Consider the following 23,947-nt stretch of genomic DNA (forward strand, 5'->3'; position numbering starts at 1 on the left):
TATTGAGCTCCCATCATGCTTTTTCCACCTTCACGAGGAAGGACTTGAATTCCGGCGTTTGCGAATTCGCATCCCCCACGCCCGGCGTCAGGGTATTGATCAGATACCCCGGCTTGGCCACACCCGTAAAGCCCCAGTGCAGCGGCAGGCCCACGGTATGCACCGGCTTGCCTTCGATCATCAAAGCCTTGATGCGCTTGGTGACGACGGCCTTGGCGATGATGTGGCCCCGCTTGGAACTGACGCGCACTTCACCGCCGGCAACGACACCGATGCTTTTCGCCAGCTCTTCGCCGATTTCAACGAATTGCTGCGGCTGGATGATGGCATTCAGGCGTGCATGCTTGGTCCAGTAATGGAAATGCTCGGTCAGGCGGTAGCTGGTGGCCACATGCGGATATTCCTCATGCGTGCCGAACATTTTCCGGTCATCGGCAAACACGCGCGCGGCCGGATTACTGGTCGCTTGCGGGTTTTTCGGATGCATGGGGTTGTAGCCCAGCGGATTTTCAAACGGCTCGTAATGCTCGGGGAACGGACCTTCGGCCATGGCGCCACGCGCAAAGAAACGCGCCACACCCTCGCCCAGCATGATGAACGGACCCATGCCATTTTCCGGCGGTTCGTCGACCTTGAAGTCGGGAATATCGGCCCCGCTCCAGTTCGCGCCATTCCACTCGATGAGTTTACGGGTCGGGTCGAAAGGCTTGCCCTTCAAGTCGCACGAGGCGCGGTTGTACAGCACGCGGCGGTTCGCCGGCCACGCCCAGGCCCAGCCCAAGGTCTGGCCGATGCCGGTCGGGTCGCTATTGTCGCGCCGTCCCATCTGGTTGCCCGCCTGCGTCCAGCTGCCGGCGAAGATCCAGCAACCGCTGGTGGTCGTGCCATCGTCGCGCAATTGCGCAAACGAGGCCAGCTGCTCACCCTTCTTCACCAGCAGCTTGGTCGGATCCTTAGGATCGTACAAGTCGGCCAGCGCCTTGCCGTTGAATTCGCGGGCGATTTCTTCCGGTTGCGGGTTATGCGGCTGCGCATAATTCCACGTCAGGTTGACAATAGGATCGGGGAACTTGCCGCCCTCTTTCTGGTACATGCTGCGCATGCGCAGGAACAGGCCCGACATGATCTCGAGGTCGCTGCGCGCCTGGCCCGGCGGTTCGGCTGCCTGCCAGTGCCATTGCAGCACGCGTGAAGAGCTCACCAGCGAACCGCGCTCTTCGGCGAAGCAGCTGGTCGGCAGGCGGAACACTTCCGTCATGATCTTGGTGGGATCGACTTCGTGGTACTGCCCGTGCGCCTTCCAGAATTCGCCCGTTTCCACGGCCAGCGGATCCATGATGACGAGGAACTTCAGCTTCGACAGCGCTTCCGTGACCTTCTGCTTGTTCGGTGCGGACGCCAGCACATTGAAGCCCTGGCAGATATAGCCCGTCATCTTGCCTTGATGCATGTTCTCGATCGCTTGCATCAAGTCATACGGCTTGTCGAGCTTTGGCAGGTAGTCGAAGGCGTAGTTATTGTCCGCGGTGGCAAAGTCGCCCCACCACGTCTTCATGAAGCTGACGTGGAATTTGCGGTAATTGCTCCAGTAGCTGAGCTGGTTAGGCCGCAGCGGCTTGGTGGCGCGCGCGGCGATATAACCATCGAAATCCTGCTCGGACTCGTTCGGCAAGGTCATGTAACCCGGCAACAGGTTCGACATCAGGCCCAGATCGGTCAAGCCCTGGATATTCGAGTGGCCGCGCAAGGCGTTCATGCCGCCGCCGGCGATGCCCATATTGCCCAGCAACAGCTGCACCATGGCGCCCGTGCGGATGGTTTGCGCACCCGTCGAGTGATGCGTCCAGCCCAGCGCGTACAGGATGGTCCCGGCGCGTCCCGGCACGGCGGTCGAAGCCAGGGCTTCCGCCACCTTGTGGAACTTGTCGGCCGACACGCCGCACGTACGTTCGACCATCTCGGTCGTGTAGCGTGCGTAGTGCTTCTTCATCATCTGGTAGACGCAGCGCGGGTGTTCCAGGGTCGGGTCGACCTTGGCATAGCCGTCTTCGCCGATCTCGTAATCCCAGGTGGCCTTGTCGGTGTACTTGCCTTTTTCCTTGTCGAAACCCGAGAACAGGCCGTCCTCGAACGCATAGTCTTCGCGCACGATGAAGGGCATGTCCGTGTAGTTGCGCACGTACTCATGCTGGATCTTGTCGTTCGTCAGCAGATAATTGATGATCGCGCCGAGGAAGACGATGTCCGTGCCGGTACGCGTGGCGCAGTAGTAATCTGCCACGGATGCGGTACGGGTAAAACGCGGATCGACAACGATCAGCTTGGCCTTGTTATGCGCCTTCGCTTCCGTTACCCATTTGAATCCGCAAGGATGTGCTTCTGCTGCATTGCCACCCATGACCAGGATCACGTCGGCATTCTTGATATCGACCCAATGATTCGTCATCGCGCCACGGCCAAACGTCGGGGCAAGACCTGCCACCGTCGGTCCGTGTCATACACGCGCCTGATTATCAAAGGTCAGCATCCCCATGCTGCGCACTGTCTTGTGGGTCAAATACCCGACCTCATTGCTGCCGGCGGACGCGGCAAGCATGCCGGTGGAGAGCCAGCGGTTGACGGTCTTGCCGTCGGCATTCTTTTCGATCAGGTTGGCGTCGCGGTCATCCTTCATCAGGCGCGCGATCTTGTCGAGCGCCACATCCCAGGAGATCGGTTGCCATTCCGTGCCGCCCGGTGCGCGGTATTCGGGCACTTTCAGGCGGTTCGGGCTGTGGATGAAGTCGACCAGGCTGGCGCCTTTCGGGCACAGGGTGCCGCGGTTCACCGGGTGATCGGCATCGCCTTCCACGTGGATGATGCTGGAGACGGCATTTTTCGCGCCGTCGCCCAGCCCATACAGCAGGACGCCGCATCCTACCGAACAGTAGGGACAGGTATTGCGTGTCTCGGTCGTGCGAGACAGCTTGTATTGCCGCACTTCCGCCATCGCCTGGCCCGGTGCGAAACCGAGCAGGGCGAGGCTGGAACCAGCAATGGTCGCGCCAGTTACCCGAAGGAACTGGCGCCTGGACATCTGAACCATATTCAGGCCTCTATGATGTGAGTAAATAAAAGTCATACGGCGTCGTGGTCGTGTCATATCACCAAGATATAAGCACCATGCCTGTGCCGTATGACATCATTTTACCCCTCAATCCCGATCAAGGCTCAGTTCGCCGGAGAAGGTTTCCTTTAGTCAACGTTAATTTGGCGATACCGAACGTTCCCTCTAAACAATGCCAGCCTGCCCCGCGCGCTTGCACATCGCTACTCACCCATGCAAAAAACCCGCTCGCAAGCGGGTTTTCGGGGGCAGAAAAAGTTACAGGCTGTAGCGCAAGGTCAGCGCCACATTGCGCGGCGCGCCTGGCAAGCTCAGGTTCGGGCTGGAACCGTGACCCGACACGATGTAGCGCGTGTCGCCGATATTGTTGACGTTCAGCTGCACTTCATAGCGGCCCGTGCGGTACGCGGCCATGACGTCGGCCGTCACGTAGCCTGGCAGCACCACCGTGTTGCCCTGATTGGCGAAGCGGCTGCCGACGGCATTCGCGCCACCGCCCACCGTGAAGCCGTGGCCCAGGTCTTTCGTTACCCACAAGTTGGCCATGTTGCGCGCCGTCAAAGTAGCGCGCTTGCCCTTGATGGCGACGGCGCTCGGCGTCGTCGTGCCCGGCACATTCACGCTGCGGTCGACGGCGATGGAATCGGTGATGGTGGCGTCCAGGTAGGCGTAGCCGGCCATCATCTTCCAGCCATCGTGCAAGTCAGCGTTGAAGGTCAGCTCCAGGCCATCCGTACGCTGCGTGCCGACCGGTACGATGCGGTTGGTGATCGGGTCGCTGGTCTTGATATTGTCGCGTTCCAGGCGGAACAGGGACACGGTGGCGTTGGCGCGGCCGCCCCACAGGTCATACTTGGCGCCCACTTCCGTGTTGCGCGTGGTTTCCGGCGCCAGGTCGGCATTGTTGGCGGCCAGGGCGAAGTTCTCGCCGCTCGGCTGAAACGAGCGGCTCCACGACGCATAGTACGACTGCGTCGCGCCCGGTTGCCAGACGAGGCCGGCGCGGGGGCTGTAAGCCGAATCCGTGCGCGACAGATTGGCCGTCGTCACACCAAGCGCATTGGCCAGGCGCGACTGCTGCTTGTAGCGGTCGTAGCGCAGGCCGGCCAGCGCCTTCCACTCGTCGCTGATGCTGATGGCGTCCTGCACGTAGGCGGCGGCCGTGTCGTAGGTACCAAAGGTATCGCTGCGCACGCCCAGCTTGCTGCGGTTGACCTGCGGCAGGACGGGATGGAAGATCGACACATTCGTCGCCACGACGGTCGACGCCCAGCTCGATGCATCCTTGTTTTGCTTGCCGAATTCGGCGCCGTACAGCACTTCATGGCGCAAGGTGCCCGTGACCAGCTTTTGCGTCAGTTCCGTCTGGTTGAACCAGCCGCTTTCGTCACGGTTCAGCTTGGCGTGACCGAGGCTCATCGTGCCCTTGACTTCGTTGACGTTGCCGGAAATATTCGTGTTGTTGCGGTCCAGGTGGTAATCGTAGTAGCGGAAGGCATTGCGCAATGACAAGCTATCGCTGAACTTGTGCGTCAGGGTGGCGGCCGTGGACACGACGCGCGACTGGCTGAAGTCCGCATCGCGGGCATTCGCGGCGCCAAAATAGGTGCGCGCAGCGACGGCGACGGGACGGCCCTGATAGGACGGGATGCCGAAGTCCGTCAGGCGGCGGTCTTCCAGGTAATCGCCCTGCAGCAGCAGTTTGGTGGCGCCGGACAGGCGGATGGCGACGGAAGGCGACAGTGCCGTGCGGTTGATGAATTGCTGGTCGCGGTAACTGTCCGACAATTCGCGCGCGCCCGTGAAGCGCCAGTCCACCGTCTCGCCGACACGGCCCACGTCGACTTCGCCGCGGCGCCCTGCCGTGTTGGTCAGGCTCAGGGCCACGTCCGTGATGTCCACGCCCGGCTTCTTGGTAATGCGGTTCACCAGGCCACCCGAGGAACCGCGGCCGTACAGCACGGCGGCCGGCCCCTTGATCACTTCCAGGCGTTCCACATTCGACAGGTCGCGGAAATACAGCGCGTCATCGCGGAAGCCGTCGACGAACTGGTCGCCGATGGCCGTGAAGCCGCGGATGAATATCTGGTCGCGCTGGCCGTCGCCCGTGGACAAGCCCACGCCGGGGATGTTCTTCATGATGTCCTGGATCGACATGGCGTTCTGGTCGCGGATGACAGCGGCCGGCACCACGTTGATCGTCTGCGGCACGTCGCGCAGAGCCATTTCCGTCTTGGTGCCGCTGGCCGAGGTGGCGGCGACATAGCCATCCTTGTCCTTCGATGCTGTCACGGTGACGGCGGGCAAACTTTCCTGCGCCCAAGCCGCCAATGGCGTGGCGCCGAAGGTCAAGGCACCCAGTACGGCGATGGTGATCGGTTTGAATCCTGGCTTGCGACGTTGCTGCATACAATTCCCTGGTCGATGTTTTAATACGAATGATTATCATTAGTATTTTATCAGGCAAGCCTGCGTAAAGTAAGCACTTCTGTAAGTGATAGTACTTATGGACTAGGTACTTGATGTAAAAACACAACAGGAAATCAATATCAAAAAATAATTAAAATTGCTTTGAAAAACTATTCCTCTGCGTCAATGCTATACTTGCGGCTTGCTGGACAGCGGTCAGCCTGACCGACATGCCCCTTGCTTCACCTCCAACGCCACGCTCAGCGCGGCGCGCCGCACAGCCATCACGCGGCACCCGAAGACCCCGATCCCCTGCGCCTTGCGGCGCCTGTCCGCCCCTGCTGGCGGCGGCGATCATGACTATTAAACTGTTAGGAATTACATGAAAAACCTGAACATCGGCAGCCGCCTTGGCGTCGGCTTTGCTGTCGTATTGCTGTTGCTTGCCGCCTTGACCATCACCGCCCTCGTGCGCATGCAAACGGCCAGCGACCTGACTTACCGTCTCATCAATACCAGCATCAAGAACCAGCGTATGGTGGCCGAATGGTCGAAGATCATTGAACTCAACAGCGTACGCGGCGTCGCCTCGTTCGAGATCACCGATCCCGTCGTGCGCGCCAAGATCGAGGAAGACTTGAAAGTCGATGCGGAGCGCTCCAGCAAGCTGCAGGACGACATCGTCGCCTCCCTGCTCAACCCGGCCGTGATCGAGCAATTCAAGGTCGTGCGCAAGGTGCGCACCGACTACGTGACGACGCGCGCGCGCGCCTTCAAGATGAAGGCCGACGGCGACATGGCGGGCGCCAAGGTCGTGTTCGACAAGGAAGTCGCGCCGATCACCGTGGCCTATCTGGCCGAAGTCAAGCGCTTTGCCACCATGCAGATCAAGGCTGCCGACGGCGTCGGCAACAGCATCATCGAAGCCTACAGCGGCACCCGCGTCTTCCTGATCACCATGGGCGTGCTGGCCGTGCTGATGGGCATCGGTTTCGCGTGGTGGATCACGCGCTCGATCACCGGCCCCATCCGCGCTGCCGTGAAAGTGGCGGAAACCGTGGCAGCGGGCGACCTCACCAGCACCATCACAGCGCAAGGCCGCGATGAAACGGGCCAGCTGATGCACGCGTTGAAAACCATGAACGACAGCCTCGTCGGCATCGTGGGACAAGTGCGCAGCGGCACCGACACCATCGCCACGGCATCGGCGGAAATCGCCGCCGGCAACCAGGACCTGTCGTCGCGCACGGAGCAGCAAGCCAGTTCGCTGGAAGAAACAGCGTCATCGATGGAAGAACTGACCTCGACCGTCAAGCAAAACGCGGACAACGCGCGCCAGGCGAATAAACTGGCCGGCGACGCGGCCGGCATCGCCAGCCGTGGCGGCGCCGTGGTGGCCGAAGTGGTCGCCACCATGAGCGAGATCAATACCTCGTCGAAGAAGATCGTCGACATCATTTCCGTCATCGACGGCATCGCCTTCCAGACCAACATCCTGGCACTGAACGCGGCCGTGGAAGCGGCGCGCGCCGGCGAACAGGGCCGCGGCTTTGCCGTCGTGGCAACCGAGGTGCGCAACCTGGCGCAACGTTCGGCAGCTGCGGCAAAAGAAATCAAGGGCTTGATCGACGACTCCGTGCAAAAAGTCGACGTGGGCACGGACCTGGTCGACAAGGCCGGCAAGACGATGGAAGAAATCGTGCAAAGCATCGGCTTCGTCACGTCGATCATGAGCGAGATCAGCAACGCCAGCGAAGAGCAGAGCGCGGGCATCGAGCAAGTCAACCAGGCCATTTCCGAAATGGATCAAGTGACACAGCAAAATGCGGCGCTGGTGGAAGAAGCGTCGGCAGCGGCCGAAGCGATGCAGGAACAGGCGAGCGAACTGGCGCAGGTGGTCAGCGTCTTCCGCCTGGACGCCAATGCGGCGGCGACCGACCGTTTCAGCGTGAAAGCGGTCCAGCGCAGCGCGCCGGCAGCCCCGGCCACAGCAGCCCGCAAGGCCCCTGCCCTGCGCCTGCCCGTGACACGCACCAGCAGCAAGGCAGCAGCACCGGCCGAAGGCGAGTGGGAAGAGTTCTAAATTTCTTCAGCAAGCCCTGCGGCATCAAGCCGCGCGGGCTTGCGCTTGGGCGATCAGTGCCGCCAGTTCGCGCGGCACGGATTGTCCCAGGAATTCCAGCGCCAGCGCTTCCGGATCGATGGCGGCGTCCGCTGGCAAACCATGCTCGAAACCGCCCACCATGGTGCGGCAAAAATGCGGCGATTCCGCCCGCGTTTCCACATACCAGCAGCCCGCATGGCCTTGCACGAAGTATTCGCCGATAAAGTAGCCGAGCATGGTTTTCACCCATTGCCAGCTTTCGTCGCGGATGACGATGGTGCGCATGGCCGCATCGATGTACGGCAGGTATTCGGCCGCGTTGGTCAGCACTTCGTGCGCGGGCTGGATGCCCAGGCGCTCGACAAAGTTCACCAGCGACGCGCCCAGCGCGTCATAGTAGGCATCAAAAGCCGTTTGGCTTTGCTGCAATAATTGCTCTTGTTCGTACGACAGCATTCACACTCCACAGACATTCAACAATCGCCTATTTTACGCCACGCTCACATCGACACCAGCCCGCTGCAGCAAGGCCTGGTTGCGGGGAGACAAATGCGTCACCTGCAGGTGCTTAGCCGCCTTTTCATAACGCTCATACAAGGCTTCGATGGCGGCGATGGCCGAGTGATCGGCCATGTGCAGGTGCCGGCAATCGAGGATGACGCGGGCCGGGTCGGTCGCCGCCTGGAACAGTTCCAGGAAATGCGTGGTCGAGGCGAAAAACAGGGTGCCGTGCGGCAGGTACACGCGCACGCCCGCGCCAGTGTCATCGATATCGGCACGCATGTCGCGCGCATGTTGCCAGGCGAAATTCAAGGCGGCAATCACGATGCCGCACAGCACGGCCAGCGCCAGGTCCGTGAACACGGTGATCACCGTCACGGCGACGATCACCAGCGCATCCTGCAACGGCACCTTGCCCAGCACACGCAAAGAACCCCAGGCAAACGTCTGCTGCGCCACGACGAACATCACGCCGACCAAAGCGGCCAGCGGGATGCGCTCGATCAGCGGCGACAGGAACAGGATGAATAGCAGGATCATCACGCCGGCCGTCACGCCCGACAGGCGCGAGCGGCCGCCTGAGCTCAGGTTGATCATGGTCTGTCCGATCATGGCGCAGCCACCCATGCCGCCAAACAGGCCCGAAACGACGTTCGACGCACCGAGAGCGATGCATTCGCGGTTCGGCTGGCCCCGCGTTTCAGTCATTTCATCGGTAAGATTAAAAGTGAGCAAGGTCTCCAGCAAGCCCACCATGGCCATCAGGGCCGCGTACGGGAAGATGATGTGCAAGGTAGCCATGTCCAGCGGCACCGTAGGCCAATGCAAGGCCGGCAAGCCGCCGGCGATATGCGCAAGATCGCCCAGGGTGCGAGTGGGCAGCTGCAAGAAATGGCTGAGTACGCCCACACCCAGGATGGCCACCAGCGCCGGCGGCACGGCCTTCGTGATGCGCGGCAGCACGTAGACGATGGCCATGGTGAGCAGCACCAGCGCGCCCATCACGTACAAGGAAGTGCCTTGCAGCCAGGTTTCGCCTTGCGGCGTGGCCTGACGAAAATGTTCTAGCTGGGCCATGGCGATGACGATGGCCAGGCCATTCACGAAGCCCAGCATCACCGGATATGGCACCATACGGATCAGTTTTCCAAGACGCAAGATGCCGAACAGCGCCATGATGATGCCGCTTAGCACCACGGTCGCCAGCAGATATTGCACGCCATGCTGGGCCACGAGCGCCACGATGACGACGGCCATGGAACCGGCGGCGCCCGAAATCATGCCGGGGCGCCCGCCAAAGATGGCAGTGAATGCGCAAATGATGAAGGCGCCATACAGGCCCATCAGGGGATTCAGTTGCGCCACGAGGGCAAAGGCGATGCATTCGGGCACCAGCGCGAATGAGGTGGTCAGCCCCGCCAGGACGTTTTTTTGTATGTTCGAGAACCACTCGTCCCGAAAAGTTGCGTTGATCATTGATACACATCCAGGGTCGGAACAGAGAAATGCGCGCACGATGCACAGTCATCGGGCGCAGCCATGCCAGCGGTCGTCAAAACGAAGCCATGCCGAGGTCGCACGCAGAGGAAAATCGTCGGTGACTACATGGGATTGGCGGACAGAGAAAGATTCAGCAGCGCCATGCGGCGCTGCAGAGCCTGCACACATTATACAAGATGCAGCCGGGCACGATGGAGGGGGCGGCGGCGCGCAGCGGGAGCGGGAGCGGGAGCGGGAGCGGGAGCGGGAGCGGGAACGGGAGCGGATACTGGCAAGCAAATAATGTTTCCAATAGTTTTATTTTCAAAATAAAAACAATTTAATGGGAATATTTTAAATATTCTCCGCCGTTTCAATTGGAGAGTATCTATTCAATTTTCTCCACTATTCTACTCAGCAGTGGTGGAGACTGTTGACCACATTAAAAAACGGGGCGTATCCGAAAAGCCAGACGAGTAGGGAAACTCAGGAGGAATCATGACCGACGCGCAATTATATGCCAGTAATATTACAATCAACATTCTCGTTGTAATAGACACCGATCTGATCATGGCCCAGCATCCACGTCAGACGAGTCCCGACCAAACCAAGCCTGTCGGCCTGGTGCATACCAGCCAGTACATGATTGCCACCGACCTGCGCGGCATCAATAGCGGGCAAGGTACCGCCGACCTGAGCTTCAAGGCCAATGTGGGCGACTTCGTCTCGTTCACCGGCGCTTCCATCTATGACAATGCCGATTCGGCCGTCATTGTCTACGGCATCAATTACTGGAATGGCGACAAGGTCTTCAATACCTTTGTTTCCAATACCATTACACGGAGAAATGCGGCCGTGCCGAATACGGATTCCTCGAATGGTTTGCCGGCCGTACAGCAATCGCGCAATTTCTCCAATTTCACGGCGCAGGTATCCAAGTCGGGCACGGAAAATTTCTACGTCTATATTGCCGTATATAGCCTGAATGACGATGGCCAGACGCAAAGCCTGTATGGTTATTTTTATTGGGATCCACAGATTACTGTCGGTTAGTCATTTCCCGGAAAACCAAATAAATATAAACCATTTATTTGATTACCGCCGACTGGTGCCGGCGCAGAGATACGCCGCGACGTCGCCACAGACGAAAAAAAGCCCACCGAAGTGGGCTTTTTTATTTGCGCATGTATCACATGCACTTATCTGGAGGCGAGGACGGGAATCGAACCCGTCTAAACGGCTTTGCAGGCCGCTGCATAACCTCTTTGCTACCTCGCCAGAGGAACTGCTTGGATGCGCCTCGCGGCCCACCTTGAAAACTGGAGCGGGAGAAGAGTCTCGAACTCTCGACCTCAACCTTGGCAAGGTTGCGCTCTACCAACTGAGCTACTCCCGCATTGGAGCTTGGTTACCGCCTAATCGCGCCGCGTACCGCGGCGGATAAAAAAAGGAAGCCAGCTTAGCTTCCCTTTAGAATTCTGGAGCGGGAGAAGAGTCTCGAACTCTCGACCTCAACCTTGGCAAGGTTGCGCTCTACCAACTGAGCTACTCCCGCATTGGAGCTTCTATTTTCTGCTACTGCCATCTTGCTGTACTGCTTCAGCTATCGCTGGAGCGGGAGAAGAGTCTCGAACTCTCGACCTCAACCTTGGCAAGGTTGCGCTCTACCAACTGAGCTACTCCCGCATACGAACCGCTATTTTACTGCTTTTTACTACCGTTTACCAGCGCTGCTTTACTGCTGATCCAGTGTTCACTGGAGCGGGAGAAGAGTCTCGAACTCTCGACCTCAACCTTGGCAAGGTTGCGCTCTACCAACTGAGCTACTCCCGCAGTGGACAACATTGTATCAGAAGCTCTACTACATCGCCAGTACTACTTTTTACTGCATTCGCTGTTTTTACCTATGACACGATCCAGAAAACTGGAGCGGGAGAAGAGTCTCGAACTCTCGACCTCAACCTTGGCAAGGTTGCGCTCTACCAACTGAGCTACTCCCGCGTCATCAGCAACAGGCCAGCATTATAGAGGGATTACAGGGGCTGTCAACGGGCAATATCTGGTCTTTTGCAAAATATTCCGCAGAAAGTAGCCAATACCGTCTTAAGGTCCTCCGAATAGCGTAGCGAGCAAGCGCAATATCGTGTTAAGTAGCGGAGCTGTACGAAGGTACAGCGAGCAACGGAGACGCGAGAGTGCGCTGCGCAGTAGCTAGGCGGAGCGGCCTTAATGCAGATTGCCGGCCTTTTCCTTGATGAGCGGCCATGCCAGGCGCAAGTAATAGAACATCGACCACACCGTCAGCACGCAGGCGATCCACAGCAGCTTTTCGCCCCACACGTGGGTGTCGATCGCGCCAAAGATCACTTCGTGGTACAGCAGCAAGGGAATGGCCGTCATTTGCGCGGCCGTCTTGATCTTGCCGATCGAGCTGACGGCCACCGATTTCGATGCGCCGATCTGCGCCATCCATTCGCGCAGCGCGGAAATCGTGATTTCGCGGCCGATGATGATGAAGGCCAGCACGGCATTGACACGGTCCAGCTGCACCAGCACCAGCAAGGCGCCTGCCACCATCAGCTTGTCTGCGACCGGGTCGAGGAAGGCGCCGAAGGCCGACGTCTGGTTCCAGCGGCGCGCGAGGAAGCCGTCGAACCAGTCGGTCACGGCCGCAACGATGAAGACCAGGGTGGCAACCAGGTTCTGGTCGCCATGCAGCAGCATCGACGGCGGCAGGTAAAAAACGCCGACGACAAGCGGAATCAGGGCCACGCGCAGCCAGGTCAGAAGGATGGGAATATTAAAAGGCATAAGAGAGCAATCGGCCGACGGGTAAATTGAATATGAAGAAAGTATGAAGAAAGCGCCACTAGTCTACATGGCCCAGGGGTATTAGCCTAGTCCGCTTGCCGCAACACCGGACCAGGTCATTGGTCCATCAATGTAATTGCTTGTAGATCTCTTCCGCCAGTTGCGTGGAAATCCCCTCCACCGACATCAGGTCCTCGACGCTGGCGTCGACCACGCCGCGCAAGCCGCCAAAGCGCGACAGCAGTTTCTGGCGGCGCTTGGCGCCGCATTGTGCCCCTTTCGATCTCTTCCAGCCGCGAGGTCTGGCGCGCCCGTTCGAGCATTAATGCAACTGCTTATATATCTCTTCCGCAAGTTGAGTCGAAATCCCCTCCACCGACATCAGATCCTCGACGCTGGCATCAACCACGCCGCGCAAGCCGCCAAAGCGCGACAACAGTTTCTGGCGGCGCTTGGCGCCGATGCCTTCGATCTCTTCCAGGCGCGACGTCTGGCGCGTCTTGGCCCGCTTGGCGCGCATGCCGGTGATGGCAAAGCGGTGCGCCTCGTCGCGGATTTGCGCGATCAGCATCAGGGCCGCCGATTCCTTGCCCAGTTCCTGCGCCGCGCGGCCATCGACGAACAGCAGGGTTTCCAGGCCCACCTTGCGCCCCTCCCCCTTGGCCACGCCGACAATCAAGCTGATATCGAGTCCCAGTTCGGCAAACACCTGGCGCGCCATCTCGATCTGCCCCTTGCCGCCGTCGATCAAGACCACGTCCGGCATCACGCCGTCGCCGTTCGCCACCTTTTCATAACGGCGCATCAGCACCTGGCGCATGGCCGCGTAATCGTCGCCGGGCGTGATGTCGTTGATGTTGTAGCGCCGGTATTCGCCGTTCTGCATGGCGTGATGGTGGAACACGACGCACGAGGCCTGCGTCGCCTCGCCCTGCGTGTGGCTGATGTCGAAACACTCCACGCGCAGGCTGTCGAGATCTTCCGTTTCCAGGCGCAGCGCTTCGGCCAGCGCGCGCGTGCGCGACTGCTGCGAACCCTGCTCGGACAACAAGCGCGCCAGCGAAATCTCGGCGCCCTTCTGCGCCATCTCCAGCCATTGACGGCGTTGTCCCTGCGGCTGGAAAATCAGGTTGATGCGGTGGCCGCACTGCTCCATCAGCGCCACCATCAGGGCCGGCTGGTCGAATTCGATATTCAGGATCAGGGTGCCGGGAATGAATTTTTCCGTGTAGTGCTGGGCCAGGAAGGCGGCCAGCACTTCCACCTCGATGGCTTCCTCGGCAATCGCCGCCGCATCGCTGAGCTGGCTGGGGAAATAGGCGCGGTCGCCCAGGTGGCGCCCGCCGCGCACCATGGCCAGGTTGACGCAGGCGCGCCCGCCCTGCACCAGCACGGCGATGATGTCGACGTCGGCGTCGCCCGTCGTTTCCATGCTTTGCTGGTGCAGCACGCGCGACAGCGAAGCGATCTGGTTGCGCACCACCACGGCCTGCTCGAATTTCAGCTCGGCGGCAAACGCATGCATCTTCTTTTCCAGGTCGGCCAGCACTTCGCTCTGGCGCCCGCGCAGGAAGCGCGCCGCGTTTTCCACGTCGTTCTTGTAGTCTTCCTTGCTGATCAGGTCCACGCACGGCGCGCTGCAGCGGCCGATCTGGTGCAGCAGGCAGGGCCGCGTGCGGTTCGCGTAGACGCTGTCCTCGCAGGTGCGGATGAGGAACACCTTTTGCAGGATCTGCATCGATTCCTTGACGGCCCAGGAACTGGGGAACGGCCCGAAATACTGGTTTTTCTTGTCCACCGCTCCCCGGTAATACACCATGCGCGGCGCATCGCCATTCGTGATTTTCAGATACGGATACGATTTATCATCGCGGAACAGGATGTTGTAGCGCGGCTGCAGCGCCTTGATCAGGTTGTTTTCCAGGATCAGGGCTTCCGCCTCGCTGTGCGTGACGGTCGTTTCCAGGCGCGCGATGCGCTCGACCATCATGGCGATGCGGGGGCTGGCCAGGTTTTTCTGGAAGTAACTCGAGACGCGCTTTTTTAAATCGCGCGCCTTGCCGACGTACAGCACCTTGTCGGCCGCGTCGAAATAGCGGTACACGCCGGGCAGGTTCGGCAGCTTGGCGACGGTGGCCAGCACCTGCGCACGTGGGTCGGGCGGCGTCTCCGCCAAGGTAGATTCTGGGCTTGCTTCGGTCATTGCTGGCTCGGTTTGGGGTCAGACCCGCCGGGTCTGACCCCGGCATCTGCTTGCTCCACGATCACGAACGCGACCGCATACTCTTCTTCATCGCTGATCGTCACTTGCGCGCTCAGCCGGTGTTTTTCCATGAATTCGGCCAGCACGCCGCTGCAGACGATCATCGGCTTGCCGCTCGGGTGGTTCAGCATCTGCGCTGCGGGCCAGGTCATCGGCATGCGCAAGCCCAGGCCGATGGCCTTGGAAAACGCCTCCTTGGCCGCGAAGCGCGTGGCAAGGAAGCGCACGCCGCGCACGGCATTCTTGGCGCTGCGGGCGCGGAACTTTTCCAGCTCCTGCGGCCCCAGTATCTTTTTCGCGAAACGCTCGCCATGGCGCGCCAAGGCCGCCTCGATGCGGGGGATCTTGCAGATATCGGTACCGATGCCGTAGATCATGCTGCCTCCTTTGTGCGCGCTTATGCTTTGCTGGCGATGCGCGTGGCCACCATGATGGCCTTCATTTCGCGCACGGCGTTTTCCCAGCCGACAAACACGGCATGCGCGACGATGGCGTGGCCGATGTTCAGTTCCGCAATATCGGGAATGGCGGCAATCGCCTGCACATTGGTGTAATGCAAGCCGTGGCCCGCATTGACTTTCAAGCCGCGGCCCACGCCGAACAGCACGCCCGCCTTGATGCGCTCCAGCTCGGCCAGCTGCTCGGCGCCTTGCGTATCCGCATAGCGGCCCGTGTGCAACTCGATCACGGGTGCGCCCAATTCAGCTGCGGCGGCGATCTGCTGCTCGTCCGCATCGATGAACAGGCTCACGCGGATGCCCTCGTCCTGCAATTGTTTCACGGCCGCCTGCACTTCCTTGAAGTAGCGCACCACGTCCAGGCCCCCTTCGGTCGTCACTTCCGTACGCTTTTCCGGTACCAGGCAGACGTCCGCCGGGCGGATGCGACAGGCGAAATCGATCATTTCCTGCGTCACGGCCGCTTCCAGATTCATGCGCGTAAGCAGCTGCGGCGCGATGGCGATGACGTCCGCATCCTTGATGTGGCGGCGGTCTTCACGCAAATGCAGGGTGATGGCGTCGGCGCCCGCCTGTTCGGCCAGCAGGGCCGCGCGGATCGGGTCCGGATACGCGGTGCCGCGCGCATTGCGCAAGGTAGCCACGTGGTCGATATTGACGCCCAGGTCGATGACGGGGCCGGAAGGCTGCAAAAAGCTCATATGATGGTGTCCGTAAAGTGCTGAAATCTATTACAGCTGCATTAAATCGATCAGTATCTGGCGCGTATTCAAGGTGGCGCCACCCAGTTGATGGGCCAGCAAAAAGCGCATCAGCAGCTTGCTTTGCGCCTGCGTGGCCACGTCAAGATAATCTTCGCGCTCCATGTCGAGCAGGGTCTTGCCTGTGATCTTGGGCCAGGCGTCGGCGGCGCGCGCCGGACGCGGCCCCCGTTCCGGGTCGACCACGTACACCTGCCCCGCATCGACGGCCTGGCGCGTGCCCGTGCAGCGCGTCAAGTCGGCCGCCACGCCCGTTTCCTTGAGCAGGGCGCGCTCGAACTTGCGCAGCACGATGGGCGGCGGCTCATTGTGCGCCAGTTGATTCAAGGTAGCAACGTAGTGGTCGAACAGGACGGGATGCGGGTCGTCACGCGCCAGCAGTTTCACGAGCAATTCGTTCAGATAAAAGCCGCACAGCAAGGCGGTCTTTTCCAGCGGCAACATGCCCCCTACCCACTCGGCGCCCGTGAGGATGCGCAGTTCGGACTTGCCCGTCCAGCCCGCCTGCAGAGGCTGGAACGTCTGCAGCACGCCGCGCAATTGCGAATGGGGCCGCTTGGCCCCCTTGGCGACGAGCGCGATGCGGCCATATTCGCGTGTAAACACGTCGACGATGAGGCTGGTTTCTTTATGTGGATAGCTGTGCAGCACGAAGGCTGGCTGGCCCGTGACCTTGCCATCGCGCGCGGGCGGACGGCTGCGCCGGGGCGCGGCGGATGCGGGAGTTGCGGCCGGCGGCGCAATGGCCGCCGGCGCGGGGACAACGAGGGAGGCTGGCGCAGGATCGTGCAGCGCTGGCGTGGTGGTGCTCATGCGTGTGGCGTCGCCCCCGGGTTGCGGATTACTCGTAGCCGTAGGCGCGCAAGCCCGCCTCGTTGTCGGCCCAGCCCGACTTGACCTTGACCCAGATTTCCAGGTACACGGGGCCGCCGAACAGCTTTTCCATATCCAGTCGGGCCTGGGTGGAAACTTCCTTCAGGCGCGCGCCCTTGTTGCCGATGATCATGGACTTGTGCGTATCGCGCTCGACCAGGATGGCGGCGAACACGCGGCGCAGATCGCCTTCCTGCTCGAATTTCTCGATCAGCACGGTGCTCGTGTACGGCAGTTCGTCGCCGACGAAGCGGAACAGTTTTTCGCGCACGATTTCCGAAGCGAGGAATTTCTCGCTGCGGTCCGTGATGTCATCCGGGCCAAAGATCGGCTGGTTTTCTGGCAGGAAGCGTTTGATTTCGTTCTGCAAGCCTTCCAGCTGGAAGTGCAGCTTGGCGGAAACAGGCACGATGGCGGCGAAGTCGCGCATGGCGGCGACCTTTTGCGCGAACGGCAGCAGCACGGCCTTGTCTTTCACGCGGTCCGATTTATTGATGACGAGAATGCATGGCACTTCCTTCGGCAGCAGGTCCATCACTTGCTGGTCGGCCGGGCCAAACGTGCCCGCCTCGATCACGTACAAAATCACGTCCGAGGAAATCAGGGTGTTCGTGACGGTCTTGTTCAGCGTCTTGTTCAGTGCGTTCGAGTGGCGCGTCTGGAAACCAGGCGTGTCGACGTAGATGAACTGCGCGTCCGGCACCGTCTGGATGCCCGTGATGCGGTGGCGCGTGGTTTGCGCCTTGCGCGAAGTGATGCTGACCTTCGCGCCGATCAGCACGTTCATCAGGGTCGATTTGCCCACGTTGGGGCGGCCCACGATGGCGATATAGCCGCAGCGGAAGTTGTCGGGCATTTTGGTGGCTGTCATGCTAGTGTCGATTCTGTTTAGTGTGAGCGGCGATCGCCGGTGCAGCCGGGGCTTGCGCGTCGTCGCTCTGGATGGTGGCAATGCCGGCCAGCTTGAGCTGGGCGGCGCGCGGTTTGGGCTTGCGGCTGGCGGCAGGCGACTTCAACAGCGCCTGCTCGGCCACGTCCAGCGCCAGTTTGGCGGCGGCTTGCTCACCGGCGCGGCGGCTTCCGCCACGGCCGTAAACCTGGATATTCAATTTCGGCACCAGGCATTCGATCTCGAATTCCTGGCTGTGGGCGGCGCCGTGGGTAGCCACCACGTTGTACTGTGGCAGCGAAATTTTCTTGCTTTGCAAAAACTCCTGCAGCAGGGTCTTGGCATCCTTGCCCAGGGTTTGCGGATCGACCGAGTCGAGGATGGGGATGTAGAACGCGCGGATCACCGTGCTGGCCGCATCGAAGCCCGTGTCGAGGAAGATGGCGCCCAGCAAGGCTTCCAGGGTGTCGGCGAGGATCGATGGACGGCGGAAGCCGCCCGATTTCAGTTCGCCTTCGCCCAGGCGCAAAAATTGCGACAATTCCAGCTTTTGCGCGATTTCATACAGCGACTGCTGTTTCACCAGGTTGGCGCGCAGGCGCGACAAATCGCCCTCGTCGATGGACTTGAAGCGTTCGTACAGGATGGAAGCGACCACGCAGTTGAGGATGGAGTCGCCGAGGAATTCCAGCCGCTCGTTATGCAAACTGCTGTGGCTACGATGCGTCAAGGCTTGCTGCAACAGGCCAGCATCCTGGAACGTATAGCCTAAACGGGTTTGCAATAGCTGAAGATTCATTGTTGTTTCTGTGTCATCTGAGTAATTCGGCTGGCCGCCGCGCGGGGAATCGGCGCGGCAGCCATAGGGACGGCCTAGTGTATGCCGCCCACTCGTTTCGGATTGCTGAAGTTCATCCACACCAGGAAAGCCTTGCCGACGATGTTCTCGTTCGGCACGAAGCCCCAGTAGCGGCTGTCCGCGCTATTGTCGCGGTTGTCGCCCATCATGAAGTAATTGCCTTGTGGCACTACACACGTAAAACCGTCTTCGTTGTAGTCGCACGCATCCTTGTGCGGGAAATCCTTCACTTCGCGCAAGTTCAACGTTGGAGCAGGCTCGTCGTTGAGGATGCGATGACTCACGCCCGTCAGGTTTTCTTCCAGCTGCTTGTGGTAGACCGTGCTTTCATCGTCCAGATAGTCGTCCAGCGGCGTGTACGCCACTTCCTTGCCGTTGACCGTCAAGCGCTTGTTTTCATAGGTGATTTTATCACCGGGCACACCGATCACGCGCTTGATATAGTCTTGCGACATGTCTTTCGGATACTTGAACACCATCACGTCGCCGCGCTGCGGATCATTGACTTCAATGATGCGCTTGTTGACGATGGGCAGACGGATACCATAGGTGAACTTGTTCACCAGTATCAGATCGCCCACCAGCAAGGTCGGCACCATCGAGCTCGACGGGATCTTGAACGGCTCGTACAGGAACGAGCGCAGGCAGAACACGAGCGCGATGACGGGGAAGAAGCTGCCCGAATACTCGACCCAGGTCGGCTGGCGCAACAGGGCCGCCTCGATGCTCGCGCGGCTGCCGCCGGCATCGGACTTGATGCCCTCGGCGGCCAGCTTGGACTGGCGCGCATCGAATTCAGCCAGGGCGCGGTCGGCCGCCTTGCGGCGCTGCTTGGACAGATAAAACACATCGAGGCACCAGACCAGGCCCGTCAACACCATCAGCACGAACAGGATTAAAGCGAAATTTCCTAAAATCACTTGCAGGTTCATTGATTAACCATCCACTTGTAAAATTGCCAGGAATGCTTCTTGCGGGATCTCCACGGAACCCACTTGCTTCATGCGTTTCTTGCCCGCTTTTTGTTTTTCCAGCAATTTCTTCTTGCGGCTGATGTCGCCGCCATAGCACTTGGCCAAGACGTTCTTGCGCAAGGCTTTTACGTTCTCGCGCGAAATGATGTTCGCGCCGATGGTCGCTTGAATCGCCACGTCGAACATCTGGCGCGGGATCAGTTCACGCATCTTGGCAGCCACCTGGCGGCCACGGTACTGGCTATTCGAACGGTGGACGATGATGGCCAGCGCATCGACTTTTTCGCTGTTGATCAGCATGTCGACCTTGACCACGTCGGCCGCGCGGTATTCCTTGAACTCGTAATCCATCGAGGCATAGCCGCGCGACGTCGATTTCAGGCGGTCGAAGAAGTCCAGCACGATCTCGGCCATCGGCATTTCATACACGAGCTTGACCTGGCGGCCGTGGTAGCTCATGTCCATCTGGATGCCGCGCTTGCCGATACACAAGGTGATCACGGAGCCCACATATTCCTGCGGCATGTACAGATTGACCGTGACGATAGGCTCGCGCACTTCCTCGATGCGCGACGGATCGGGCATCTTCGACGGATTGTCGACGTTGATCATGGTGCCGTCGCGCTGGATCACTTCGTACACCACGGTAGGCGCCGTGGTGATCAGGTCCATGTCGAATTCGCGCTCGAGGCGCTCCTGCACGATTTCCATGTGCAGCAAGCCCAGGAAGCCGCAGCGGAAGCCGAAGCCCAGCGCCTGCGACACTTCCGGCTCGTACATCAGGGCCGCGTCGTTCAGTTTCAGCTTTTCCAGCGAGTCGCGCAGCGCGTCGTACTGGTTCGCTTCCACGGGGAACAGGCCGGCGAACACTTGCGGCTGCACTTCCTTGAAGCCAGGCAATGGCGCGGCGGCAGGACGGTTGGCCAGGGTGACGGTGTCACCCACTTTCGCCACTTTCAATTCCTTGATGCCGGCGATGATGAAGCCCACCTGGCCTGCCGATAATTGCGGCAAGGATTGCGAACGGGGCGAAAACACACCGATGTCTTCCACCAGTTGCACCGAATCGGTGGCCATCAGGCGAATCTTGTCTTTCGGTTTCAGGGTACCGTTGATGACGCGCACCAGCATGACCACGCCCACATAGGCGTCATACCAGGAGTCGACGATCAGCGCCTGCAGCGGCGCGTCCGGGTCGCCCTTCGGTGGCGGCACCTTGACGATCAGTTGCTCGAGCACGTCCAGCACGCCAAAGCCCGTCTTGGCCGAGCAATGCACGGCGTCGCCCGCATCGATGCCGATCACGTCTTCGATCTCGGCAATCGCACTCGGCGGATCCGCGTTCGGCAAGTCGATCTTGTTCAGCACGGGTACCACTTCCACGCCCAGGTCCAGCGCCGTGTAGCAGTTGGCGACCGTTTGCGCTTCCACGCCTTGCGACGCGTCCACGACCAGCAGCGCGCCTTCGCACGCCGACAGCGAGCGCGACACTTCATAGCTGAAGTCGACGTGGCCCGGCGTATCGATCAGGTTCAGGTTGTAGATCTGGCCATCGCGCGCCTTGTAGTGCAGGGCCGCCGTTTGCGCCTTGATGGTAATGCCGCGCTCGCGCTCCAGATCCATCGAATCGAGCACCTGCGCCTCCATCTCGCGGTCGGACAAGCCGCCGCACAATTGAATGATGCGGTCAGCCAGGGTCGATTTACCGTGGTCAATATGGGCGATGATGGAGAAATTGCGTATGTTGTTCATTAACTAATATAAGTGCGAAGTTGACGACACTGCTTTAACAGGAATCATGGGGATCATGCTCGGGCCAAGCCGGGCCAAAACCGGGCACCCCACTCATGATGAAAAAAGCGCTCCGAGCAGGACATCTGCATGCCCAGGCGAGCGCTTTTGAAGCGACAGAAGCTGCTGCCTCGGACAGTAGCTTTTTCGACCTCCCCATTTTACCGGATTTCAGAGTAGAAAGCCCGTCTTATGAGGCCGACACCGGGGCAAGCCGACATTTTCGGCTGTTTTCAGCACCAGAATGGTGCAATGCAGTGTCAATATTGACAATCAAGCTACGCCAGGCAGCGGCGCACGGCCGCCTCGTCAAGGAAATAATGGCAGAGCTCGGGCTGCGCCAGGTCGCCAAACAGCACCGGCACCAGCTCATCGAAACGGGCCAGCAGCGAGGCGTCGGGCGACGCATCGATGTCGATCACGTCCACCGTGAACGGTTTTCCGGGCGGCTGCAGCAGGAGCAAGGCGTCGAGCATGTCCTGGCAAAGGTGGCAATAACTGCGGGAATAGAGGGTGAAGTGCATGGCGGGCAGGATACCGCATCCCGGCCGCGGCCGGAATGCGGGATGATCACATAGTTACTTCGCCGACGGGCGCAGCGACACGAATTGCGCCACGTCGCCACGGCGCACCAGCACGGCCGACGTCTTCTTCGGATCGAGCTTGGCGACCAGGGCATTGAACTGCCTGGCGTCTTTCACGGCAACGTTATTCAGTTGCAAGATCACATCGCCAGGCTGCAGCCCGGCCAGGGCGGCCACGCCATCGGCCTCGTCGACCTGCACGCCCGCGTCGATCTTCAGTTCCTGCTTCTTCGCGGCCGGCACGTCGCTGACCTTCAGCCCCAGGGCATTGACGGCTTGCGCTTCCGGCTCCTTGGCGCTCTTCTTCGCCGTTTTCTCGCTTTCCAGCTCGACGACGGTGACGGGGATGTCCTGCTGCGCCCCCTTGCGCCACACGGTGAGCGTGGACTTGCCGTTGACGGCGGCGCCACCCACCAGGCGCGGCAGGTCGGAAGAGCGCTCGATCGCGGCGCCGTTGAATTTCAGGATGATGTCGCCCGGCTTGATGCCCGCCTTGTCGGCCGGACCGCCCGGCTCCACCATCGATACTTGCGCGCCCTTGGCATTCGGCAAGCCCAGCGATTCCGCCACGTCCTTGCTCACTTCACCGATCTGCACGCCGATGCGCCCACGCACGACTTTACCCGTCTTTTTCAGTTGCTCGCCCACGCGCATGGCTTCATCGATGGGCACGGCAAACGAAATGCCATTGTAGGCGCCGGACAAGGTAGCGATCTGCGAATTGATGCCGATCACTTCGCCGCGCATATTGATCAGCGGACCGCCCGAGTTGCCGGGATTGACGGCCACGTCGCTCTGGATCAAGGGCAAATAGTCGCCCGTGTCGCGTGACTTGGCGGAAATAATACCGGCCGTCACCGAGTTTTCCAGGTTGAACGGGGAGCCAATGGCGATGACCCACTCGCCCACGCGTATCTTGTTCGAGTCGCCGATGGTCAGGCGCGGCAGGTTCCCGCCCTCGATTTTCAGCAGGGCCACGTCGGTGCGCGCATCGGCGCCGATCACCTTGGCCTTGAATTCGCGCTTGTCCGTCAGGGTCACGTAGACTTCATCGGCGCCGTCGACCACGTGAGCATTGCTCAGCACGTAGCCATCGGCCGAGATGATGAAGCCGGAACCGACACCACGCTGCACTTCCTGCTCCTGCGGCACGGCACGGCGGCCGCCGCGTGGCGCCTGCTGGCGCGGCGTCGGCATGGCGCCGCCAAAGAAGCGGCGCAGGAATTCCTGCATTTCCTGTTCATCCTGGCTGCCGACGCCGGCGCCGTTCATTTTCAGGCGCTCGGTGGTGCGGATATTCACGACGGCCGGGCCGACGGCGTCGACCAGGTCCGAGAAATCAGGCAGTTTCACGGCCGGCACGGCGGCCTGCGCCTGTGGCGCCAGGCCCAGCATGGACGGGGCAAAAAAAACGCCAGCCGTACCGAACAATAAAGCGGAAAGCGTCTTCACTGAAAACGACTTGCTGGCAGCACACATGTTTTTTTTCATGGAAAAGATCTTCTCGAATATAGAAACGGATCAAACCGCGGATCAGACTATTGCCTGCGTGCATGATTGGCCGTCACGACGGAATCCCGGGGGCAAACACACCCGGCAGCGCGCATGGCAGCAACAATATATCGCAAAAGCAAGATATTGCCTGCGCACAGTGTCAATCGTACCGAACTCCAGTGTCAAGAGGGCGACAGGAACGTTAAGCCTGGCATAAGATGGCAAACAGTTCTTAGCGTTGCGCCAGCGGCCCCGCCTCCAGCGGCTCGGCAGTGCCCGGCGGCACGATGGCGGCGGACAGCGGCAGCAGCGGCTCGGCATGGGCAGCCGGCCCCTCAGGCGCCGCCTCGGCGGCCAGGCGGCTGGCCAGGCGCGCATCGAACTGGGCGCTCAGTGCATGGCCGCACTGCTCCGACCGCAGCACGTCACCGATATGGCGATAGGCATCCCAGATCTGCCGCCCCTCATCCGTGTCAAGGGCGGCAAAAGCCAGTTCGAGTTCGCTCGCCGCCAGCTCGCCATCGGCCAGGGCGGAAATAGTCTCGTGCAATCTTGTATGCGTATCCATGATGGGTCCTGCCATTTCAAAGG

Annotated in this window: 18 protein-coding genes, 6 tRNA genes and 1 pseudogene; 2 read left to right on the forward strand and 23 right to left on the reverse strand. The window is 60.4% G+C overall.

Features of this window, described 5'->3' with window-relative positions:
• Positions 1 to 13: 13 nt before the first annotated feature.
• Together fdnG and V3C40_RS15520 are read right to left on the reverse strand one after the other, a co-directional pair.
• Positions 14 to 3,085, reverse strand: a complete 3,072-nt coding sequence (gene fdnG / locus V3C40_RS15515; RefSeq protein WP_139248207.1) for a formate dehydrogenase-N subunit alpha — start codon at positions 3,083 to 3,085, stop codon at positions 14 to 16.
• Between the two features lie 279 nt (positions 3,086 to 3,364).
• On the reverse strand, positions 3,365 to 5,515 hold the full coding sequence (locus V3C40_RS15520) for a TonB-dependent receptor (RefSeq protein WP_331777912.1): 2,151 nt from the start codon (positions 5,513 to 5,515) through the stop codon (positions 3,365 to 3,367).
• Between the two features lie 382 nt (positions 5,516 to 5,897).
• Here V3C40_RS15520 and V3C40_RS15525 point away from each other — a divergent pair, with 382 nt between their 5' ends.
• Entirely contained in the window at positions 5,898 to 7,598 is a 1,701-nt protein-coding gene (locus V3C40_RS15525) for a methyl-accepting chemotaxis protein (RefSeq protein ID WP_331777913.1), read from the forward strand.
• 24 nt (positions 7,599 to 7,622) lie between these two features.
• Here V3C40_RS15525 and V3C40_RS15530 read toward each other — a convergent pair whose 3' ends face one another.
• Both V3C40_RS15530 and V3C40_RS15535 read right to left on the reverse strand, forming a co-directional pair.
• Entirely contained in the window at positions 7,623 to 8,075 is a 453-nt protein-coding gene (locus tag V3C40_RS15530; protein ID WP_051991793.1) for a hypothetical protein, read from the reverse strand.
• A gap of 33 nt (positions 8,076 to 8,108) precedes the next feature.
• Entirely contained in the window at positions 8,109 to 9,596 is a 1,488-nt protein-coding gene (locus V3C40_RS15535; RefSeq protein ID WP_331777914.1) for a SulP family inorganic anion transporter, read from the reverse strand.
• 501 nt (positions 9,597 to 10,097) lie between these two features.
• Here V3C40_RS15535 and V3C40_RS15540 point away from each other — a divergent pair.
• Positions 10,098 to 10,652 carry an inclusion body family protein gene (locus V3C40_RS15540; RefSeq protein ID WP_034756648.1) on the forward strand — a complete coding sequence of 185 codons (555 nt, stop codon included), beginning with the start codon at positions 10,098 to 10,100 and terminating at the stop codon, positions 10,650 to 10,652.
• A 151-nt stretch (positions 10,653 to 10,803) separates the two neighbouring features.
• Here V3C40_RS15540 and V3C40_RS15545 read toward each other — a convergent pair.
• The 19 genes and pseudogenes from V3C40_RS15545 to V3C40_RS15630 form a co-directional block, all read right to left on the reverse strand.
• Positions 10,804 to 10,877: transfer RNA gene (locus V3C40_RS15545), tRNA-Cys, on the reverse strand.
• A gap of 42 nt (positions 10,878 to 10,919) precedes the next feature.
• Positions 10,920 to 10,995 (reverse strand) — tRNA-Gly (locus V3C40_RS15550).
• Between the two features lie 83 nt (positions 10,996 to 11,078).
• Positions 11,079 to 11,154, reverse strand: a tRNA-Gly gene (locus tag V3C40_RS15555).
• A 55-nt stretch (positions 11,155 to 11,209) separates the two neighbouring features.
• Positions 11,210 to 11,285: transfer RNA gene (locus tag V3C40_RS15560), tRNA-Gly, on the reverse strand.
• A 71-nt stretch (positions 11,286 to 11,356) separates the two neighbouring features.
• Positions 11,357 to 11,432 (reverse strand) — tRNA-Gly (locus tag V3C40_RS15565).
• Between the two features lie 92 nt (positions 11,433 to 11,524).
• Positions 11,525 to 11,600 (reverse strand) — tRNA-Gly (locus tag V3C40_RS15570).
• Positions 11,601 to 11,825: 225 nt separating this feature from the next.
• Positions 11,826 to 12,410, reverse strand: a complete 585-nt coding sequence (gene pgsA / locus V3C40_RS15575; protein WP_034749601.1) for a CDP-diacylglycerol--glycerol-3-phosphate 3-phosphatidyltransferase — start codon at positions 12,408 to 12,410, stop codon at positions 11,826 to 11,828.
• 127 nt (positions 12,411 to 12,537) lie between these two features.
• Positions 12,538 to 12,724 (reverse strand): annotated as a pseudogene (locus V3C40_RS28345) (helix-hairpin-helix domain-containing protein); the annotation flags it as partial.
• An 8-nt stretch (positions 12,725 to 12,732) separates the two neighbouring features.
• Positions 12,733 to 14,613 carry an excinuclease ABC subunit UvrC gene (uvrC, locus tag V3C40_RS15580; RefSeq protein WP_034749604.1) on the reverse strand — a complete coding sequence of 627 codons (1,881 nt, stop codon included), beginning with the start codon at positions 14,611 to 14,613 and terminating at the stop codon, positions 12,733 to 12,735.
• Complete coding sequence (acpS, locus tag V3C40_RS15585) at positions 14,610 to 15,050, reverse strand: holo-ACP synthase (protein WP_072452892.1); 441 nt, start codon at positions 15,048 to 15,050, stop codon at positions 14,610 to 14,612. The genes uvrC and acpS overlap by 4 nt, the downstream gene beginning before the upstream one ends.
• Positions 15,051 to 15,070: 20 nt before the next feature.
• Positions 15,071 to 15,832, reverse strand: a complete 762-nt coding sequence (gene pdxJ / locus V3C40_RS15590; RefSeq protein ID WP_331777915.1) for a pyridoxine 5'-phosphate synthase — start codon at positions 15,830 to 15,832, stop codon at positions 15,071 to 15,073.
• A 30-nt stretch (positions 15,833 to 15,862) separates the two neighbouring features.
• The gene (gene recO / locus V3C40_RS15595) at positions 15,863 to 16,705 is read right to left on the reverse strand and encodes a DNA repair protein RecO (RefSeq protein ID WP_046683973.1); all 843 of its coding nucleotides are present in this window, start codon (positions 16,703 to 16,705) and stop codon (positions 15,863 to 15,865) included.
• Between the two features lie 28 nt (positions 16,706 to 16,733).
• Entirely contained in the window at positions 16,734 to 17,636 is a 903-nt protein-coding gene (era, locus tag V3C40_RS15600; protein ID WP_046683972.1) for a GTPase Era, read from the reverse strand.
• A gap of 1 nt (position 17,637) precedes the next feature.
• Positions 17,638 to 18,453 (reverse strand): ribonuclease III, encoded by an 816-nt coding sequence (gene rnc, locus V3C40_RS15605; RefSeq protein WP_034749615.1) that lies wholly within the window; start codon positions 18,451 to 18,453, stop codon positions 17,638 to 17,640.
• A 74-nt stretch (positions 18,454 to 18,527) separates the two neighbouring features.
• Positions 18,528 to 19,445: a signal peptidase I gene (gene lepB, locus V3C40_RS15610; RefSeq protein ID WP_058051300.1), complete on the reverse strand. Its 918-nt coding sequence runs from the start codon at positions 19,443 to 19,445 to the stop codon at positions 18,528 to 18,530.
• A 3-nt stretch (positions 19,446 to 19,448) separates the two neighbouring features.
• Positions 19,449 to 21,239: a translation elongation factor 4 gene (gene lepA, locus V3C40_RS15615; RefSeq protein WP_331777916.1), complete on the reverse strand. Its 1,791-nt coding sequence runs from the start codon at positions 21,237 to 21,239 to the stop codon at positions 19,449 to 19,451.
• 317 nt (positions 21,240 to 21,556) lie between these two features.
• On the reverse strand, positions 21,557 to 21,802 hold the full coding sequence (locus V3C40_RS15620) for a glutaredoxin family protein (RefSeq protein ID WP_070302033.1): 246 nt from the start codon (positions 21,800 to 21,802) through the stop codon (positions 21,557 to 21,559).
• A 54-nt stretch (positions 21,803 to 21,856) separates the two neighbouring features.
• Complete coding sequence (locus V3C40_RS15625; RefSeq protein ID WP_331777917.1) at positions 21,857 to 23,353, reverse strand: DegQ family serine endoprotease; 1,497 nt, start codon at positions 23,351 to 23,353, stop codon at positions 21,857 to 21,859.
• Positions 23,354 to 23,588: 235 nt separating this feature from the next.
• Entirely contained in the window at positions 23,589 to 23,924 is a 336-nt protein-coding gene (locus tag V3C40_RS15630; RefSeq protein WP_034750189.1) for a sigma-E factor negative regulatory protein, read from the reverse strand.
• Positions 23,925 to 23,947 lie beyond the last annotated feature (23 nt).

This window comes from Janthinobacterium sp. LS2A (assembly GCF_036543145.1).
Lineage (GTDB): Bacteria > Pseudomonadota > Gammaproteobacteria > Burkholderiales > Burkholderiaceae_D > Janthinobacterium > Janthinobacterium aestuarii.

What these genes read in the sequence shown, in the direction of transcription:
- V3C40_RS15520 (WP_331777912.1), bottom strand. Translation starts at nt 5,515, where the DNA reads ATGCAGCAACGTCGCAAGCCAGGATTCAAACCGATCACCATCGCCGTA.
- rnc (WP_034749615.1), bottom strand. Translation starts at nt 18,453, where the DNA reads ATGAATCTTCAGCTATTGCAAACCCGTTTAGGCTATACGTTCCAGGAT.
- V3C40_RS15530 (WP_051991793.1), bottom strand. Translation starts at nt 8,075, where the DNA reads ATGCTGTCGTACGAACAAGAGCAATTATTGCAGCAAAGCCAAACGGCT.
- V3C40_RS15625 (WP_331777917.1), bottom strand. Translation starts at nt 23,353, where the DNA reads ATGAAAAAAAACATGTGTGCTGCCAGCAAGTCGTTTTCAGTGAAGACG.
- era (WP_046683972.1), bottom strand. Translation starts at nt 17,636, where the DNA reads ATGACAGCCACCAAAATGCCCGACAACTTCCGCTGCGGCTATATCGCC.
- pdxJ (WP_331777915.1), bottom strand. Translation starts at nt 15,832, where the DNA reads ATGAGCTTTTTGCAGCCTTCCGGCCCCGTCATCGACCTGGGCGTCAAT.
- recO (WP_046683973.1), bottom strand. Translation starts at nt 16,705, where the DNA reads ATGAGCACCACCACGCCAGCGCTGCACGATCCTGCGCCAGCCTCCCTC.
- V3C40_RS15540 (WP_034756648.1), top strand. Translation starts at nt 10,098, where the DNA reads ATGACCGACGCGCAATTATATGCCAGTAATATTACAATCAACATTCTC.
- V3C40_RS15535 (WP_331777914.1), bottom strand. Translation starts at nt 9,596, where the DNA reads ATGATCAACGCAACTTTTCGGGACGAGTGGTTCTCGAACATACAAAAA.
- pgsA (WP_034749601.1), bottom strand. Translation starts at nt 12,410, where the DNA reads ATGCCTTTTAATATTCCCATCCTTCTGACCTGGCTGCGCGTGGCCCTG.
- acpS (WP_072452892.1), bottom strand. Translation starts at nt 15,050, where the DNA reads ATGATCTACGGCATCGGTACCGATATCTGCAAGATCCCCCGCATCGAG.
- V3C40_RS15630 (WP_034750189.1), bottom strand. Translation starts at nt 23,924, where the DNA reads ATGGATACGCATACAAGATTGCACGAGACTATTTCCGCCCTGGCCGAT.
- lepB (WP_058051300.1), bottom strand. Translation starts at nt 19,445, where the DNA reads ATGAACCTGCAAGTGATTTTAGGAAATTTCGCTTTAATCCTGTTCGTG.
- uvrC (WP_034749604.1), bottom strand. Translation starts at nt 14,613, where the DNA reads ATGACCGAAGCAAGCCCAGAATCTACCTTGGCGGAGACGCCGCCCGAC.
- lepA (WP_331777916.1), bottom strand. Translation starts at nt 21,239, where the DNA reads ATGAACAACATACGCAATTTCTCCATCATCGCCCATATTGACCACGGT.
- V3C40_RS15620 (WP_070302033.1), bottom strand. Translation starts at nt 21,802, where the DNA reads ATGCACTTCACCCTCTATTCCCGCAGTTATTGCCACCTTTGCCAGGAC.
- V3C40_RS15525 (WP_331777913.1), top strand. Translation starts at nt 5,898, where the DNA reads ATGAAAAACCTGAACATCGGCAGCCGCCTTGGCGTCGGCTTTGCTGTC.